The sequence below is a fragment of the Streptomyces sp. NPDC029159 genome (genome assembly GCF_055564055.1).
The window spans coordinates 106,370-121,891 of sequence record NZ_JBVHWT010000006.1 but is presented as its reverse complement, the minus strand read 5'-3'; the positions used below and the strand labels follow the sequence as shown (position 1 = coordinate 121,891).

12 protein-coding genes are annotated in these 15,522 nt (G+C 73.0%); 4 read left to right on the top strand and 8 right to left on the bottom strand.

Translation table 11 applies throughout. The features are described 5' to 3' along the window. Positions 1 to 12: 12 nt before the first annotated feature. Positions 13 to 1,443 (bottom strand): aldehyde dehydrogenase family protein, encoded by a 1,431-nt coding sequence (locus ACZ4U4_RS14850; RefSeq protein WP_467873413.1) that lies wholly within the window; start codon positions 1,441 to 1,443, stop codon positions 13 to 15. Positions 1,444 to 1,501: 58 nt separating this feature from the next. Here ACZ4U4_RS14850 and ACZ4U4_RS14845 point away from each other — a divergent pair, with 58 nt between their 5' ends. The 3 genes from ACZ4U4_RS14845 (at position 1,502) to ACZ4U4_RS14835 (ending at position 4,250) form a co-directional block, all read left to right on the top strand. After that, positions 1,502 to 2,158, top strand: a complete 657-nt coding sequence (locus ACZ4U4_RS14845; protein ID WP_467873410.1) for a TetR/AcrR family transcriptional regulator — start codon at positions 1,502 to 1,504, stop codon at positions 2,156 to 2,158. Positions 2,159 to 2,260: 102 nt separating this feature from the next. Beyond that, positions 2,261 to 3,673 (top strand): dihydrolipoyl dehydrogenase, encoded by a 1,413-nt coding sequence (gene lpdA / locus ACZ4U4_RS14840; RefSeq protein ID WP_467873407.1) that lies wholly within the window; start codon positions 2,261 to 2,263, stop codon positions 3,671 to 3,673. Positions 3,674 to 3,809: 136 nt separating this feature from the next. Then, on the top strand, positions 3,810 to 4,250 hold the full coding sequence (locus ACZ4U4_RS14835) for an SRPBCC family protein (RefSeq protein ID WP_467873404.1): 441 nt from the start codon (positions 3,810 to 3,812) through the stop codon (positions 4,248 to 4,250). A 53-nt stretch (positions 4,251 to 4,303) separates the two neighbouring features. On the opposite strand, the gene ACZ4U4_RS14830 is transcribed toward ACZ4U4_RS14835, so the two are convergent. The 6 genes from ACZ4U4_RS14830 to ACZ4U4_RS14805 form a co-directional block, all read right to left on the bottom strand. Further along, a complete protein-coding gene (locus ACZ4U4_RS14830) occupies positions 4,304 to 5,500 on the bottom strand; it encodes an MBL fold metallo-hydrolase (RefSeq protein WP_467873402.1) in 1,197 nt (398 codons plus the stop codon). A gap of 123 nt (positions 5,501 to 5,623) precedes the next feature. Next, positions 5,624 to 7,267, bottom strand: coding sequence for an amidohydrolase (locus ACZ4U4_RS14825; RefSeq protein WP_467873399.1), 1,644 nt, complete (start codon positions 7,265 to 7,267; stop codon positions 5,624 to 5,626). Between the two features lie 14 nt (positions 7,268 to 7,281). After that, a complete protein-coding gene (locus ACZ4U4_RS14820; RefSeq protein WP_467873397.1) occupies positions 7,282 to 8,868 on the bottom strand; it encodes an AMP-binding protein in 1,587 nt (528 codons plus the stop codon). Beyond that, entirely contained in the window at positions 8,865 to 9,707 is an 843-nt protein-coding gene (locus ACZ4U4_RS14815) for an enoyl-CoA hydratase/isomerase family protein (RefSeq protein WP_467873394.1), read from the bottom strand. The genes ACZ4U4_RS14820 and ACZ4U4_RS14815 overlap by 4 nt, the downstream gene beginning before the upstream one ends. Before the next feature lie 206 nt (positions 9,708 to 9,913). Next, positions 9,914 to 10,615, bottom strand: coding sequence for a TetR/AcrR family transcriptional regulator (locus tag ACZ4U4_RS14810; protein ID WP_467873392.1), 702 nt, complete (start codon positions 10,613 to 10,615; stop codon positions 9,914 to 9,916). 131 nt (positions 10,616 to 10,746) lie between these two features. Beyond that, complete coding sequence (locus ACZ4U4_RS14805) at positions 10,747 to 12,249, bottom strand: amino acid permease (RefSeq protein WP_467873389.1); 1,503 nt, start codon at positions 12,247 to 12,249, stop codon at positions 10,747 to 10,749. Positions 12,250 to 12,555: 306 nt separating this feature from the next. On the opposite strand from ACZ4U4_RS14805, the gene ACZ4U4_RS14800 reads away from it, so the two are divergent. Beyond that, positions 12,556 to 12,996: an acyl-CoA thioesterase gene (locus ACZ4U4_RS14800; protein WP_467873387.1), complete on the top strand. Its 441-nt coding sequence runs from the start codon at positions 12,556 to 12,558 to the stop codon at positions 12,994 to 12,996. 171 nt (positions 12,997 to 13,167) lie between these two features. Here ACZ4U4_RS14800 and ACZ4U4_RS14795 read toward each other — a convergent pair whose 3' ends face one another. Then, positions 13,168 to 15,039, bottom strand: coding sequence for an ABC transporter ATP-binding protein (locus ACZ4U4_RS14795; RefSeq protein WP_467873384.1), 1,872 nt, complete (start codon positions 15,037 to 15,039; stop codon positions 13,168 to 13,170). Positions 15,040 to 15,522 lie beyond the last annotated feature (483 nt).

Sequence of the window (15,522 nt, the reverse complement as noted above, 5' to 3'; positions counted from 1 at the left end):
GCCGCGCCGGCCTCAGAGGAAACGGCGCAGGATGCGGGACTTCCGGGCGGTGAAGGGCGGATAGACCAGGCGCAGCGGGTCGGCGAGGAGGGGCTTGTCGAGGACGGCCTTGGTGTGGCTGAAGGTGTCGAGCGAGTGCTCGCCGTGGTAGCCGCCCTGACCGCTCTCGCCGACACCGCCGAACGGCAGCCCGGGGACGGTGAGATGGGCGGTGGGGATGCCGAAGGAGAGGGCGCCCGAGGAGGTCTCGGTCGTCAGCCGCCGCTTGGTGGCGGCCGAGTCCGTGAAGGCGTAGAGGGCCAGGGGCTTGTCGCGGGCGGTGAGGAAGGCGAGGGCGGCGTCCAGATCGGGGACGCGGACGATCGGCAGGATCGGCCCGAAGATCTCCTCGCGCATCACCGGCGCGTCCGGGGCCACATCGGCGAGGACGGTCGGGGCCAGGTAGCGGTCGGCCCGGTCGTGGTCGCCGCCGGTCACGGTCCGGCCGTCCGCGAGGAGCGCGGTCAGCCGGTCGTGGTGCCGCTCGTTGACGATCCGTCCGTAGTCGGCACTCCGCGCCGGGTCGGGCCCGTACATCTCCCGGATCGCGGCGGTCAGCAGCGGTTCGAGGGCCGCCCCGGCCGCACCGACGGCGAGGACGTAATCGGGGGCGACGCAGGTCTGGCCGGCGTTCATGAACTTGCCCCAGACGATGCGGCGGGCGGCGGTCGCCAGATCGGTGCCCGGCTCCACGAGGGCCGGGCTCTTCCCGCCCAGCTCCAGGGTGACCGGGGTGAGATGGCGGGCCGCGGCGGCCATGACGATCCGGCCGACCGTGCCGTTGCCGGTGTGGAAGACATGGTCGAAGCGGTGTTCCAGCAGGGCCGTGGTCTCCGGAACGCCGCCCTCCACGACGGCCACGGCCTGCGGGTCCAGTGCCCGCGGCAGCAGGCGGGCGAGCGCGGTGGAGGTGGCCGGGGCGAGTTCGCTGGGCTTGACCACCGCGGCGTTGCCCGCGGCCAGGGCGCCGACCAGCGGCGACAGCGCCAGCTGGAGCGGATAGTTCCAGGGGCTGATGATCAGGACGGTGCCCAGCGGCTCGCGCACCGTACGGGCCCGGGCCGGTCGCAGCGCCGGCGGCACCGGGACGCGCCGCGGTCGCAGCCACCGGTCGAGATGGCGCAGGGTGTGATCGATCTCGTGGAGGGTGAACCCGATCTCGGTGGTGTACGCCTCGGTGGCGCTCTTGCCGAGGTCGGCGCGGAGCGCGGCCGTGAACGCCTCCTCCTGCTCGACCAGCAGCCGCCGCAGGGCGTGCAGCTGGGCCTTGCGCCAGGCCAGGGGCTTGGTGCGGCCGGTGGCGAAGGCGGCGTTCAGACGGGCGACGGTGGCTGCCACGTCGGTGGACGGCGTCTCGGCCGCCGGGGCGGACGCGGGCCCGGCGGTCTGCGGGGAAGCGGTCATGGCGGCGAGCATAAACGAAACGAAATGCTTTCGTTTCGCATTCCGCTAAGGTCGTGGCATGACCCGTCGCACCGCCCCCGCCCCGCAGCCCGAGCCCAAGGCCCCGTCCCGCCGGGGCCGTCCCCGCGACGCCGCCCGGGACCGGGCCCTGCTGGACGCCACCCTGGCCGTGCTCGCCGAGAGCGGCTACGGCGGACTGACCACCGCCGCCGTGGCCGCCCGGGCGGGCGTCTCCACCGCGACCCTCTACCGGCGCTGGTCGTCCAAGGAGGACCTGGTGATCGCCGCGGCCGCCACCTTCGCCGAGGACCCCTACGGGCTCCCGGAGACCGGCAGCCTCGAAGGCGATCTGCGGGTGGTGCTCCGCGACAAGGCCGCCGCCGTGACCGGCGAGAGCGGCCGGCTGATGCGGGCCCTGATCGGCGAGGCGGCGCGGAGCACCGTGCTGGCCCGGGCGCTCACCTCGGCCTTCCTGGAGCCGGTCCACCGGCGGGTGGCCGAGGTCGTGCGGAGCGCCGCCGAGCGGGGGGAGATCCCGCCGGTCGAGGACGCCGAGCTGCTCGGGGAGGTGGTGGTCGGCCCCGTGATGAGCAGGTTCCTGCTCACGCCCCGGCTGCCGGACCAGGTCGACGCGGCCACCGCGCAGGAGGTGGCGGACCGCCTCCTGCCCTTCGTCCTGCGCGCCGTGGGCGGCGAGGCCGGGCGGTCCGCCTGAGGAGGAAAGACCCATCGGGCCGAGCGGCGGTCGGGCCGGCGGGCTCGGCAGGATGCTACGAAGTCGGGAAGACCTGTGAAGGTGGTTGAGGAGGACGGGATCATGGCCGAGCAGGACGAGCGATTCGATGTTGTCGTACTCGGCGCGGGGCCCGGTGGCTACGTCGCCGCCGTCCGTGCCGCACAGCTCGGCAAGCGGGTCGCCGTGGTGGAGGAGCGGTACTGGGGCGGCGTCTGCCTGAACGTGGGCTGCATCCCCACCAAGGCCCTGCTGCGCAACGCGGAGTTGGCCCACCTCTTCACCCGGGAGGCGAAGACCTTCGGTATCAAGGTCGACGGGCAGGTCTCCTTCGACTACGGCGAGGCGTTCCGCCGCAGCCGCAAGGTCGCCGACGGCCGGGTCAGGGGCGTCCACTACCTGATGAAGAAGAACAAGATCACCGAGGTGAACGGGCGCGGCACCTTCCTCGACCCGCACACCCTCCAGGTCACCGACTACGACGGCGACACCCGGACCATCGGTTTCACGGACTGCATCATCGCCACCGGCGCCACCCCCAAGCTGCTGCCCGGCACCAAGCGGAGCGCGTGCGTGGTGACCTACGAGGAACTGATCCTCGCCGAGGAGCTTCCGCGGTCGATCGTCATCGCGGGCGCCGGGGCCATCGGCATCGAGTTCGCCTATGTGCTGCACCACTACGGCGTGAAGGTCACGGTCGTCGAGTTCTTCGATCGCATGGCGCCCCTGGAGGACGCGGAGGTCTCGGCCGAACTCGCCCGCCAGTACCGCAAGCTGGGCATCGAGGTCCTGACCTCCACCCGCGTCGACTCCCTCGACGAGTCCGGGCCGCAGGTCCGGGTCACCGTCACCGGCAAGGACGGCGCCCCGCAGATCCTTGAGGCCGACAAGGTCCTCCAGGCCATCGGCTTCGCTCCCAACATCACCGGCTACGGCCTGGAGCACACGGGCGTGGCGCTCACCGAACGCGGTGCGATCGCCGTCGACGGCCGCTGCCGCACGTCCGTCCCGCACCTCTACGCCATCGGTGACGTGACCGCCAAGCTGATGCTCGCGCACGCCGCCGAGGCCATGGGCGTCATCGCCGCCGAGACGCTTGCCGGCGCCGAGACCATGGAACTCGACTATGCGATGATCCCGCGGGCCACCTACTGCCAACCCCAGATCGCAAGCTTCGGCTACACCGAGGCCCAGGCCCGCGACCTGGGGTACGACGTCAAGGTCGCCACGTTCCCGTTCTCCGCGAACGGCAAATCCCATGGCCTGGGCGACACCACAGGCTTCGTCAAACTCATGAGCGACGCCACGCACGGCGAGCTGATCGGCGGCCATCTGATCGGCCCGGACGTCACCGAACTGCTGCCGGAGCTGACCCTGGCCCAGCAGTGGGACCTCACCGTGCACGAGGTCGCCCGCAATGTGCACGCCCACCCGACCCTGGGCGAAGCCGTCAAGGAAGCCGTGCACGGCCTGGCCGGCCACATGATCAACATGTGAGGGCGCCCGATGCCGGAGCGGCGGCCGAGTTCCCCGGCCGCGTGCTCGCCGGGCTCGTGCCCGGGTCGCTTCCGGCGGCCGGGCGGGGGAGGCTGGAGAGGTCAGGGCAAGTCGTGGAGAAAGTGTGAGGTGCCTGATGAGCACTCTCGAAGAGCACATCGACATCGGCGTTCCGCTCGAAACGGCCTGGGACTGCCTGCACCGCCCAGAGAGCTACCCGCGGTTCCTGAACGGTGTACGCCAAGCCCGCACGGAAGGGGAGCGACGCACGCACCTGGACATCGACACGGGCGGCCGGGCGCAGGAGTGCGAGGTCGAGATCGCCGACCGGGAGCGGGAAAACGTGATGACGTGGCAGACGACGACCGGTCCCGACCTGGCAGGGACCTTCTCGCTGCTGCCGATCGACCGGGGCCACACCCGGCTCCAGGCCCGGTTCGAGTACGACCCCGGCACGATCAAGGAGAGCTTCGGCGGGCCCCAGGGCTTCGCGCAGGCGGTCGCGATCGAGCGCGGGGTACGCAGCGACCTTCAGCAGCTCAAGGAACTCCTGGAAGCAGAGGGTAAGGGCCGGTAGACGGACGGATCCGTCCTGCCCCGGGGCGGCCTACGGAGCACGGCCGCCGCAGGTCACCGCCGGGGCAGCGGGATCCGGTCCAGGTCGTTGCCGACCACCACCCGGCCGCCGAAACCCCGCCGGGCCCGGCGCAGCCAGGACTCGTGCGGGACCTGGAAGGTGTCCGGCGGGGCGAAGTGGGTGAGGACCAGGGTCGACACCCCGCAGCGCCGGGCCAGCGGCCCGACCTCGGTGACGTCGGTGTGCGCCGCCGCCATGTGGTGCAGCAGCGCTTCGCCGTAGCCGGTGCCGTTGCGGTAGAAGTCGAGGTCGATCACCTCGTGGACGAGGATGTCGGCGCCCCGGGCCAGGCGGACCATGTTGTCGGTCGGCGCGGTGTCCCCGGAGAAGACCACCGAACCGTCCGGGGTGTCGAAGCGGTACGCGAAGCACGGGAAGACCAGTCCGTGGGGGACGAGGACCGCACTGACGCGTACCGTCCCGTCGTCCATGACCAGGAACGGTTCCATGTCCGGCGCGGTGTTCCCGAGCGGATCGGCGCCCGTCGCGGGCGGCAGCGGTATCTCGTGGACGTCGATGCGGGTGTGCGGATCGGCGGTGCCGGACTCGCGCATGAAGATGTTGCTGCTGTACGCGGTGGCTTCGAGGGACTTCTCCGTCAGGGTCCGCAGGCCCGGCGTCGGATCGGCCGGGCAGACGGTCCCCACCGGCCCGCCGCCGTAGGCGTCCGGCAGCGCGCCCGCCGGGCCGGGCCCGTAGGCGTCGAACGGGGGCCGCACGCCGTCGCCCCCGCCGCTCGCGCCGTGCGCGGCCAGCAGGACGAAGTTGGCGTAGTCGGCGAGGTGGTCGATGTGCAGATGGGTGACGAAGACCGAGGTCAGGTCCTGGAACCGCAGTCCGCTCCGCCCGTACTGGGTGACGGCGGAGCGCCCGCAGTCGACGACGTACACCCTGCCGCGGACGGAGAGCGCGGAGGCGGTGCCCGCCCGGGTGGTGACCGGCGGCGGACCGCCGGCCGTGCCCAGCAGGAAGAGTTCGGTGCCCTCCCGGGAGGGGCGCGCGGGGGCCGACGGCGGCTCGGTGGCCTGAGCCGGGTCCGCGCCGGGAACGGTCGCGGCGGCCCCGCCCGCGGCGAGGGCCGCGGCCGAGGCGCCGAGCAGCCGACGGCGGGAGAGCGGGCCCGCCGCGGCGCGGGGCCCGTCCTCGCCGGACGGGTCGGAGGTGTTGTGGCGGCGCTGAGCAGGCGTCATGGAACGAGTCCTCAGGGCGTGGAGGAGACGGACGCGCCGAGCATATGAATAGTTAAGCGCTTAGGGAAGATGGGGAGTGGAACGGAGCGCGCCGCCTGCTCGGCGCCGGTGCGGCAGCCCGGCTCAGCCTCCGGACGTGACGAGACCGTGCGGATCGTGGGACGGACGGCCGCCGACCAGGGTGGCCAGGACACCGATCGCCCCGATGCGGTCGGGGGCGCAGGCCGTGGGGTCGGCGTCGAGGACCGTGAGGTCCGCCAGCAGACCGGGGGCCAGCCGGCCCTTGCGGTCCGCGGCGCCGGTGGCCCGGGCCGAACCGACCGTCCAGGCGCGCAGCGCGGTGGCGGCGGGCACCCGCTCCTGCGGGCCGAAGCGCGCGCCGGTCTCCGTCAGCCGCTCCACCATCGCCTGCATCGCGGCGAGCGGCGCACCCGGCGCGACCGGCCGGTCGGAGCTGCCCGGCACGGTCAGCCCGAGGTCGAGGAAGGAACGGAGCCGGTACGCCCAGTCGGCGCGGCGCTCCCCGAGACCGGTGGCCATGCTCCCGCCGAACGCCGGGATGAAGTTGTGCTGCGGCACGGGCACCACCCCCAGCGACGCGAACGCCGCGAGCTGGTCGGGGCGGACCACCCCCGCATGCTCGACACGGTGGGCCACCCCGGGGCGCGGCGCCTCGCGCTGCGCCCGTGCGTACGCCGACAGGGCCAGATCGACGGCGCGGTCACCGATGGCGTGCGCGGCCACCGTCCAGCCCGCCCGGTGCGCGGCGACGACCGTGTCGGCCATCGCGTCCGGATCGCCCTGGAAGTAGCCGGTGTTCTCGTGCGGGCAGCCGCAGAACGGTTCGGTGACGGCGGCGGTCCGCCCGAACAGCGAGCCGTCCAGGAAGATCTTCACCGGCCCGACGGAGAGCGTGTCGTCCCCCAGACCCGTCCGTATGCCCAGGTCGAGACCGAGCGCGATACCGTCCTGCGGATGCGCGGTCAGCGGGTGCAGCACATCGGCGGCCACCATCAGCTGGGCCCGTGCGCGGAGCCGCCCGGTGTCCCGGGCGTGCTGGTAGGCGGCGAGTTCCACGGGGGTGTGGCCGATCCAGCCACCGCCGATCCCGGCCTCCGTGAAGCTGGTGATGCCCTCGGTGAGGTAGTGGCCGGTGGCGCGGTCGACCGCCGCGGCGACCGTCTCCACGGAGTACGGCAGCACCTGATCCTGGACGAGACGCTGCGCGGTCTCCTCCAGGAGCCCGTCCGGCCGGCCGTCCGCGTCCCGCGCCACCACCCCGCCGGGCGGGTCGGCGAACCCCGGCTCCAGGGCACCGGCCGCCCGCAGCACCGGCGAGTTGACGAGGCACCCGTGCCCCGAGGCGTGCTTGAGCCAGACGGGCCGCCCGCCCGCCGCCTTGTCCAGCGCCTCCCGGTGAGGCCGGCGGCCACCCGGATCCAGGCCCGCGCCGACGACCCACGCCCCGGCGGGCAGCTGCGCCGCGTGCGCCGCGACCGCCGCGCACACCTCGTCCGGACCGTGCACCCCGGACAGATCGAGCTGACTCAGCGTCAGGCCGAACCAGGCGGTGTGGCAGTGCGCATCGTGGAAGCCCGGGACGACGGTCGCACCGCCCGCGTCCAGCACCCGGACCGCGTCCAGGTGCGCCACCTCCTCGTCGAGTCCGACGACGCGACCGTGCAGCACGCCCAGCGTGCGGGCCGTGGGCCGCCGGTCGTCGAGGGTCAGGATGCGCGCATTGCGCACCAGCAGATCGAGCAGCACGGGGTTTCCTCTCCTCACCGCCACACCTTGTCCTGACGGTCGTACGTCCGCCCCGCGGGCGCGGGGCGCTTGCGGAGTTCGCCCTTGGCGACGCGCTCCGACGGGGTCATGGGGAGCCGGTCGCGCAACTCCCAGTAGCGGGGCACCTTGAAGGCGGCCAGCCGCTCGCCGCAGTGGGCGGCCAGCTCGTCCGGACCGGGCGCCGGACCGTCGCCGTCCGGTACGACGTACGCCTTGATCTCCTCGCCGCGCAGCTCGTCGGCGACCGGGACGACGGCGGCCAACCGGACCCGCGGATGCGCGGTGAGCACCTCCTCCAGCTCCGCCGCCGCGACGTTCTCACCACTGCGCCGGATCATGTCCTTGAGCCGGCCCCGGAAGTGGACCCGGCCCTCCTCGTCCAGATGGCCGAGGTCCCCGGTGTGGAACCAGCCGTCCGCGAACGCCGCCGCCGTCTCGTCCGGGCGGCCGAGATAGCCCGCCATCATGCCGGGGCCGCGCAGCTGGATCTCGCCGACCGTGTGGGCCGGGAGCGCGGTGCCGTCCGGCCCGGCGATCCGGACGGCACGGTGGCGCAACGGCCGTCCGATGCAGCCGCTGCCCACGGCCGCATCGTGGTCCGCGGGCCCGACGCGCAGATCCGCACCGGTCTCCGTCATCCCGAACGCCTCGTACCACGGGACGTCCCAGCGCTCCTCCAGCCGGGCGTGGAGCGCGGGCGGTATGGCGGAACACTGGACGGCGCGGACGCGGTGGTCACGGTCCTCGGGGTGCTCCGGCATCCGCAGCAGCAGCGTGGGCATCAGCCCCAGACAGTAGAAGTACGTGACGCCGTGCTCCCTGACCTTCTGCCAGAAGGTGGTCGGGTGGAACCGGTCCAGCACGACGAGACGGCTGCCCGCGAGAAGGGCCGCGGCGACGTTCCACTGCGGGTCGATGTAGTGGAACGGCTGACAGGTGAGCAGCGTGTCCTCCGGCCCCAGATGCGGGAACTCGGTGACCAGACTGCCCGCCAGCTCCAGCCAGTACCGGTGCGGCAGCAGACAGCCCTTGGGGCTGCCGGTGGTGCCCGAGGTGTACTGGATGTTGACGAGTTCACCGGGCCCGGACGCACCGCCGGGCGACACGGGAGCCGGGACGGCGGGCGGCGCCGTCCCGTCGACGTACCGCACGGCGCCCAGCGTCGGCACGGACGCCAGCAGCTCCTCCGCCATCGGCCGGAACTCCTCACACGTCACGAGGAGCTGGGCGCCGGAGTCGCGCAGTACATGCTCCGCGTCGTGGCTGCGGTAGGCCGTGTTGACCGGCACCATCGCGGCGCCGAGCGCCGCCAGGGCCAGCCAGGTGAGCGGGAACTCCGGGCGGTTGCGGAGCAGCACGGCGACCCGGCCGTCCCGTCCGACACCGGCCGCGCTCAGTTCCGCCGCCGTCCGCCGGACGCCGCGCGCGACCTCTGCGAAGGTGAAGTCCCGCCCGTACTCGTCGAACGTCCAGGCGACCCGGTCGGGCCACCGGGTCGCCGCCCGCTCCACGAGCGTCGCCAGCTCGGGCACCGACTCCGGCGGCAGACCCGCACCCTCCGAGGCGTCGTACGCGCTCATCGCCCGTCCTCCCCGACCGGCGCGGGCGACTGGGCGAACGCCTGCCGGGGGCGCTCGTGTTCGCCGCTCTCCCCGGTGATCTGGGCCGCCGCCACCTCACGCGCCAGGGCCTGGTCGACGGTGCCGTCCAGCCCCTCGTCGATCAGTTGCTTGGCGAGCGCGAGCGCGAACGGTGGCCGCTGGGCGAGGACGGAGGCCAGCTCGGTCGCCACGGCCTCGTGCCGCCCCGGCGCGCTGACCCGGGTGACCAGCCCCAGCCGCTGTGCCTCCCGGGCGTCGAAGTGTTCGCCCAGCAGGATGAGTTCCTTCGCCTTGAGCGTGCCGACGGCGGTGGTGAGCAGCCGGGAGACGCCGCCGGTCACGCTGAGCCCGACGCCCACCTCCGGGAAGCCGAACCGGGTGTCCTCCGCGGCGACGACCAGATCGCAGGAGAGGGCGAACTCACAGCCCGCGCCCAGTGCGTAGCCGTGCACGGCCGCCACGACGGGGAAGGGGGCGTCCCGGATCAGCCGGGTCACGTCCTGGATGCGGTCCAGCCGGGCGCGGGTGCCCGCGGCGTCCGTCGGCGCGGGCTCGGCCTTGAGATCGTGACCGGAGCAGAAGGCCCGGCCCGCACCGCAGAGGACGACCGCGCGCACACCGTCGTCGGCCGCCCTGCGCAACGCCGCCAGCAGATCGCCGACGAGCTGCTCGGTCACCGCGTTCAGCCGGTGCGGCCGGGACAGCCGGATGCGTGCGATGCCGTGGTCGAGGACCGCGTACGTGACGCGGGGATTCCCGGCGCCGTCGGCCGGCCGGGCGCTGTCCGCCGTACCGGTGGGGATGGTGTCAGTAGCCACAAGGTGCTCCTCGGGAGTCGCCGAACAGCGCGCACGTTACTCTATCGATCGGTCGATCGATAGAGTGCCGAGTGCGGAAGTGCACCCCGGTGAGCGGACCGCTTCACGGCGTCCGCAGCGAGGTCGGGCGAGAGTGGGCGCGGCCGCACGCCGTTGCGCGACGTGTCGTACGAAAGGGCCGGCGCGGAAGGGGAAAGGAGCGGCGGTCAGGCCGGGGCGGGCGCGCTCGCGCCCAGGCTGACCTGCCAGATCTCCTCCACCAGCGCCCGCGCCGTGTGGATCTCGGCGGGATCGGGGCGCGGCATGGTCTGCGCCGGGACACCGAGCAACTGCAGCGCCAGACGCGCGTGGGCCGTCGCCACCCCGTCGAGGGCGATCGAGCCGTCGGGGGAGTACCACTTGGCCACCCCGGAACACATCTCCAGCAACGCCATCCGCGCAAAGGTCCGGTCGGGCACCGTGAACAGGCCGGAGGCACAGCCGTTGGCGATGGCGCGCCGCCAGTGATCCTCGTACGCGTCCCGGAGCGCCACCATCGCCGTACGCCGCTCGGGACCCAGCGCCTCCAGCTCGTTGTCGACCACGGCGGTCTCCTCCGGCCGCAGCGCATGGGTGAGGACATGGACGTGGACCAGCCGGACGATCTGCGCCTGCGGGTCCGACGCGTCCGCGGTGACCCGGTCGGCCGCGTCGTTCAGCCGGTCGAGGCTGGCCCGCATGATGGAGGCGAGCAACTCCTCCTTGGTGCCCATGTAGTGGTAGAGCGTCGCGGACGACATCCCCGCGCCCTCGGCCAGCTCCCGGATGCCCACGCCGTGGAAGCCCTTCGCGGCGAACAGCCGGATCGCCGCGTCCCAGACCTGGCGGCGTGCCTGTGCGCCGGCGCGTGTGCTGGGGGCCTTGGCCACGGGGACGATCCTTCGCTCGGAGCGGGCACGCTGGACGGACGGTCCGAGTTTACCGCGCCCTATCGGTCGATCGATTGGCGTGCGGGTGCAGCGGGCGGCCCCGGGACGGGAGTCCGCCGCCCCGGACACCGCTACCGCACGGCCTCGGCACCCCTGCGCGCCCGCCGTTGCCGTACCGCCCCGACACCCGCCGCCGCCACGGTCACCGCCAGCGTCAGGAACAGCGAGCGCTGGGTCGTGGCGTCGAAGGCCAGCAGCACGAGGACCACTGCCAGGGCGGTGACGACCGTCCACGACAGATAGGGGTAGGCCCACATCCGTACCGTCGGCGTCCGCCCGAGGCGCTCGGCCCGCATCCGGCTGCGGATCTGGCACGCCGCCACACACAGATACATGAGGACGATCACCGCCCCCGTGGAGTCCAGCAGAAAGGTGAAGAGGGTGGCGGTCCCGGCGAAGTACTTCGAGGCGAGGGTGAGCAGCCCGGCCAGCGCCGCGACGAGCACGGCGGGTACGGGGACACCGCGCGTGTTGGTCCGCGCGAAGAGGCGCGGCGCCTCGCCCTTCCGGGCCAGCGCGAAGAGCATCCGGGACGCCGTGTAGAGCCCGGAGTTCAGACAGGACGCCACGGCGACCAGCACGATCAGATCCATGATCCGGCCCGCCTGGGGCACCTCCAGCGCGTCGAGCGCCGCCGAGTACGGGCTGGCGGTGACGCTCGCCTGGTTGTAGGGCAGCAGCGTGACGATGACCCCGATGGAGCCGATGTAGAAGATGAGGATGCGGGCGGTGGTGGAGCGGATCGCCTTGCGTACGGCCTCCGCCGGGCGCGGTGCCTCGCCCGCCGCGATGGTGACGACCTCGGCGCCGCCGAACGCGAAGATCACGGTCAGCACGCTCGGCAGCACCGCGTACCAGCCCTCCGGGGCGAAGCCGCCGTGCCCGAGGAGGTTGGCCGTGCCGGGGGAGTCGGTGCCCGGCAGCAGCCCCGCGACGGCCAGTACGCCCAGCCCGATGAAGGCGACGATCGCCACCACCTTGATCAGGGCGAACCAGTACTCCGCCTCACCGAACGCGCCCACATGGATCAGATTGGACGCGGTGAGCACGGCGAGGAGCACCAGCGACGCCACCCAGGCGGGGACCGCCGGCACGAGGTGATGGGCCAACTCCCCGCCGATCACCGCCTCCAGGCCGACCGTCACCCACCACGAGTAGGCGTAGAGCCAGCCGATCGCGAGCCCGCACCAGCTGCCGAACTCCCGCGAGGCGTAGTGCGCGAACGACCCGGTGCTCGGGTCCGCCACGGCCAGTTCGGCGAGCATCCGCATGACGAGGATGACCAGCAGCCCCGCGATGGCGTACGAGACCAGGGCCGCCGGACCGGTGCTGCGGATGACCGTGCCCGACCCCACGAAGAGGCCCGCGCCGACCACCCCGCCGATGGCGATCATGCTCATCTGCCGGTTCCGCAGGCCGCGTTTGAGTCCGCCGTCCTGTTGCCCGGCGGCCGTGCCGGGATCTCCGTCGGCGGTCGGTTTTCCGGCTTCCGGGCGGGCCGTCTCCGTGGCGAGGGGGCGGGGTGCGGCCTCGGGTGGTGGTGCCTGTCGTGGTGCTGCGGAGTCCCGGGTCATGACCTCTCCCTAGCCCGATCGATCGATCGATTGATTTGCGACAACGTAGGGCCGGAAGCGGGCCAGGACAAGACTTCTCACCGAGGGGATTCCCAGAGGTGCACAACAAGCCCTGGTCATCGCATGATCACCCCGATGTGGAGGCGCCTGTGGGCGAGGCGGGAGAGCGGCAGCCGGGGTGGCGAAACCGTTGCGCCTCACCGGATCATCGCCCTACGCTATCGAACGATCGAGCGGGGACGCCGATGCGCGTCTGCCCGTACGCCCCCGTCACCAGGCAAATGAGCGGCGAGCCGGAGGAGCACCGTGGACGTCCCGCATCTCACCCACGCCGCGCCGGTGCACTTCGACGAACTCGACCTCAACGGCCATCTGCACAACACGCGGTACGCCCTGTACGTCGAACGCGCCACGACCGCGGCCTTCGCCGGGGCCGGCTACGACACCAGGGGCGCCGCCGAACGCCACCCCGACCTGCGCTACGTCGTCCGCCAGTTCGCCGTCGAGTTCCACGCCCCGGTCGACGGCGCGGACCGGCTCGCCGTCGACCTCTGGCTGACACATCTGGGACGGACGAGCATGGCGTGGCGCTTCCGCGTCCGCCAGGGCGACGACCCGCTGCCCCGCGCCACGGGCACCCGCACCCTCGTCAAGGTCGACCCGGACGGCCGGCCGTCCCCGTGGTCCCGCACCATGCGGGGCTGGTACGAGGAACTGTGCGCGGGGCCGGAGCGCGCCCGCCTCTGACGCCTCTCCGGGGACCGAGGAGGCGGATGACCGTGCGGTGTGGGGGCGGGAGCCGTCCGGTACCGGCGGCCCATGGGGTGGACCGCCGGTACCGGGAGTGTCAGCGACGCCGCCGCGGGCGAGGCCACGGGCGGGCCACGGCGGTCCGGGGTTCCGGCACCGCCGGCCATCTCATGCGGGCGCCTCGTGCCGGTCGTCCTCGCCGCGCGCCGTGTCGGAGGTGATCTGGCAGGCCAACAGCTCCCGGAACAGTCCCTCCTGCTCGGCGAGTTGCCCGTAGGTGCCCTCCTGGACGATCCGGCCCGCGTCGAGGACGACGATCCGGTCGGCCACGGCCAGGTTGGCGAGCCGGTGGGTCACCAGCAGCACCACCTGGTTCCGGGCGAGGGCCCGCAGCCGCTGGAAGATCCGGAACTCGGCCAGCGGATCCAGATTGGCCGTCGGCTCGTCGAGCACCAGCAGCCCCGCCTCCCGGAAGAACGCCCGCGCGAGGGCGATGCGCTGCCACTGACCGCCGCTCAACTCCTCCCCGTTGAGCCACTCCCGGGCGAGAAGCGTGTCCAGCCCCGAACCGAGCGCCTCGACGACCTCGTCGGCACCGGCGGCCGCACATGCCTCCCGCACCGCCGAGTCACCACGCGGCGAAGGCTGCCCGAGCGTGACGTTCTCCCGTGCGCTCAACGGCCACCGCGCGTACTCCTGCGGGACGAGGGCCACCTGCCGCCACAGCGCCTGCGGATCGGCGTCACCGGTGGCGAGACCGTCCCACCGGACCTGCCCGGACGTCGGCAGGTACAGGCCGCTGACCAGCTTCGACAGCGTCGACTTCCCCGAACCGTTGAAGCCCACCAGCGCGGTCACCTCACCCCGGCGCAGGGTGAGGGAGACATCCGACAGCGCGGGCCGGTCCTTGCCTGCGTAGTGGTGGGTGACCGACGCGATCTCGATCCGCTCGGGCGGTCCGGGGTGCCGGGTACCCCGCCGCATCCGGAACCCTCCGGCCCGGTCGAGGAAGCCGCTCCAGTCGTCCATGTAGAGCCCGGTGCGTACGGCGCGGGCGCCGACGCTCACCAGGCCCCGGACCGCCTGCCCCACCGTCTGCAGCGCGAAGACGGCCGTCCCGGCGTGCCCGACGCTGATCCGCCCGGTGGCCAGCAGGAACACGACCGCCGCCCAGACGACCGCCGAGCCCACACCGCCGCACACCGCCCCGACCAGGGACATCCGGGCGCCCTTGTCGGCCGCGGTCCGGTCCTCGCGGTTGATCCGGGCGACCGTGTCGCGGTACCGGCCGGACAGGAACGCGGCCATGGTGCCGGCCCGGATCTGATCGGCGGCCTCCCGCGTGAAGATGTGCCAACGCAGCACGGAGAGCATCCGGTTGGCGCCGTTGCTCCGCAGGTTCGCCAGGTAACGGACCCGGGCGGCGCTGACCTGCGCCAACGCCTGGGGCAGGCTGGCGGCCACGAGGAGTGGGAGGAGCATCGGGTGCACCCCGGCCAGGACGACGGCCCCGGCGAGGAACGAGGCCGACGAGGCGATCAGGTCCTGTCCCTCGTCGATCAGATCGCCGGTGACCTGCGCTCCGCGGTCGGCCGCCTCGCGGTCGCGGTTGAAGGTGGGTTCGTCGTACGCGCACAACTCCACCTCGGCGCAGGCCGCCAGCAGCATCTGCTCGGCCTCCCGCGACATCAGCGGCCGCAGCCGCGAGGAGAGCCAGGTGACCGTGATCCCCAGGAGGGCGCGTACGCCGGAGGCGCCCGCCAGCAGGGCCACGGACGGCCAGGCGTCGAGCAGCCGGTGGTAGACGTCACCGCTGGTCAGCAGGGCGGTGAGGGTGCCGCTGATGGCGACCAGGCCCAGCGCCTGCATCACCCCGGCGACCGCCTGGCACACCAGGAGACCGACGGTCGCCGCACGGTCGACGCGCCAGGCGAGCGCCAGCGACCGGCGCACCAGCCGCGGCAGGCGCCGGGCCATGTCCCGCATCCGGATCGACCGCCCGGCCGCTTCCCGGCTGCCGGTCACGTCCACGTACCGCATCGTCGATCCGGGGCCGCCTTCCGCCGCGGGCGGGGCCCCGGGATCGGGTGGGGCGGTGCGCGGCCCCGGAATCTTGTCGGCTGAGCCATCGCCGGATCCGCTCATGCCGCCCACCGCCGATCCGGACATGCGCAAGCGCCGGTGGTGCCGGTGTCGTGCGGCGCCGTGGTGAGCCGCTGTCCGGACAGCGGAGGGCGGGATGTCAAGCGAGGTGTGAGGTGCATCGTGCGTCCTTCGAAGGGGGCCGTTCTGTCACGGCGTCCAACGAGAAGGCCCAGCACTTCGAACACATGTGTTTCGGACGACGCGAGAACCCTGCGAGGGAGCGAAAAGATGTTCGTTCCGCCTACAACGACCCTTGGCGGGCCGGGAGAGCCCACCAAGGCGCCGTGACCGAAACGCCGAGGGTCCCGGTCCGAACGGATCCGACCCGCCGGACCGGTCGGAGCTGTTGCGTCTCCGCCTCTTCGTGCTCGCGGTCAA

What these genes read in the sequence shown, in the direction of transcription:
- ACZ4U4_RS14845 (WP_467873410.1), top strand. Translation starts at nt 1,502, where the DNA reads ATGACCCGTCGCACCGCCCCCGCCCCGCAGCCCGAGCCCAAGGCCCCG.
- ACZ4U4_RS14795 (WP_467873384.1), bottom strand. Translation starts at nt 15,039, where the DNA reads ATGCGGTACGTGGACGTGACCGGCAGCCGGGAAGCGGCCGGGCGGTCG.
- ACZ4U4_RS14805 (WP_467873389.1), bottom strand. Translation starts at nt 12,249, where the DNA reads ATGACCCGGGACTCCGCAGCACCACGACAGGCACCACCACCCGAGGCC.
- ACZ4U4_RS14835 (WP_467873404.1), top strand. Translation starts at nt 3,810, where the DNA reads ATGAGCACTCTCGAAGAGCACATCGACATCGGCGTTCCGCTCGAAACG.
- ACZ4U4_RS14830 (WP_467873402.1), bottom strand. Translation starts at nt 5,500, where the DNA reads ATGACGCCTGCTCAGCGCCGCCACAACACCTCCGACCCGTCCGGCGAG.
- ACZ4U4_RS14850 (WP_467873413.1), bottom strand. Translation starts at nt 1,443, where the DNA reads ATGACCGCTTCCCCGCAGACCGCCGGGCCCGCGTCCGCCCCGGCGGCC.
- ACZ4U4_RS14820 (WP_467873397.1), bottom strand. Translation starts at nt 8,868, where the DNA reads ATGAGCGCGTACGACGCCTCGGAGGGTGCGGGTCTGCCGCCGGAGTCG.
- lpdA (WP_467873407.1), top strand. Translation starts at nt 2,261, where the DNA reads ATGGCCGAGCAGGACGAGCGATTCGATGTTGTCGTACTCGGCGCGGGG.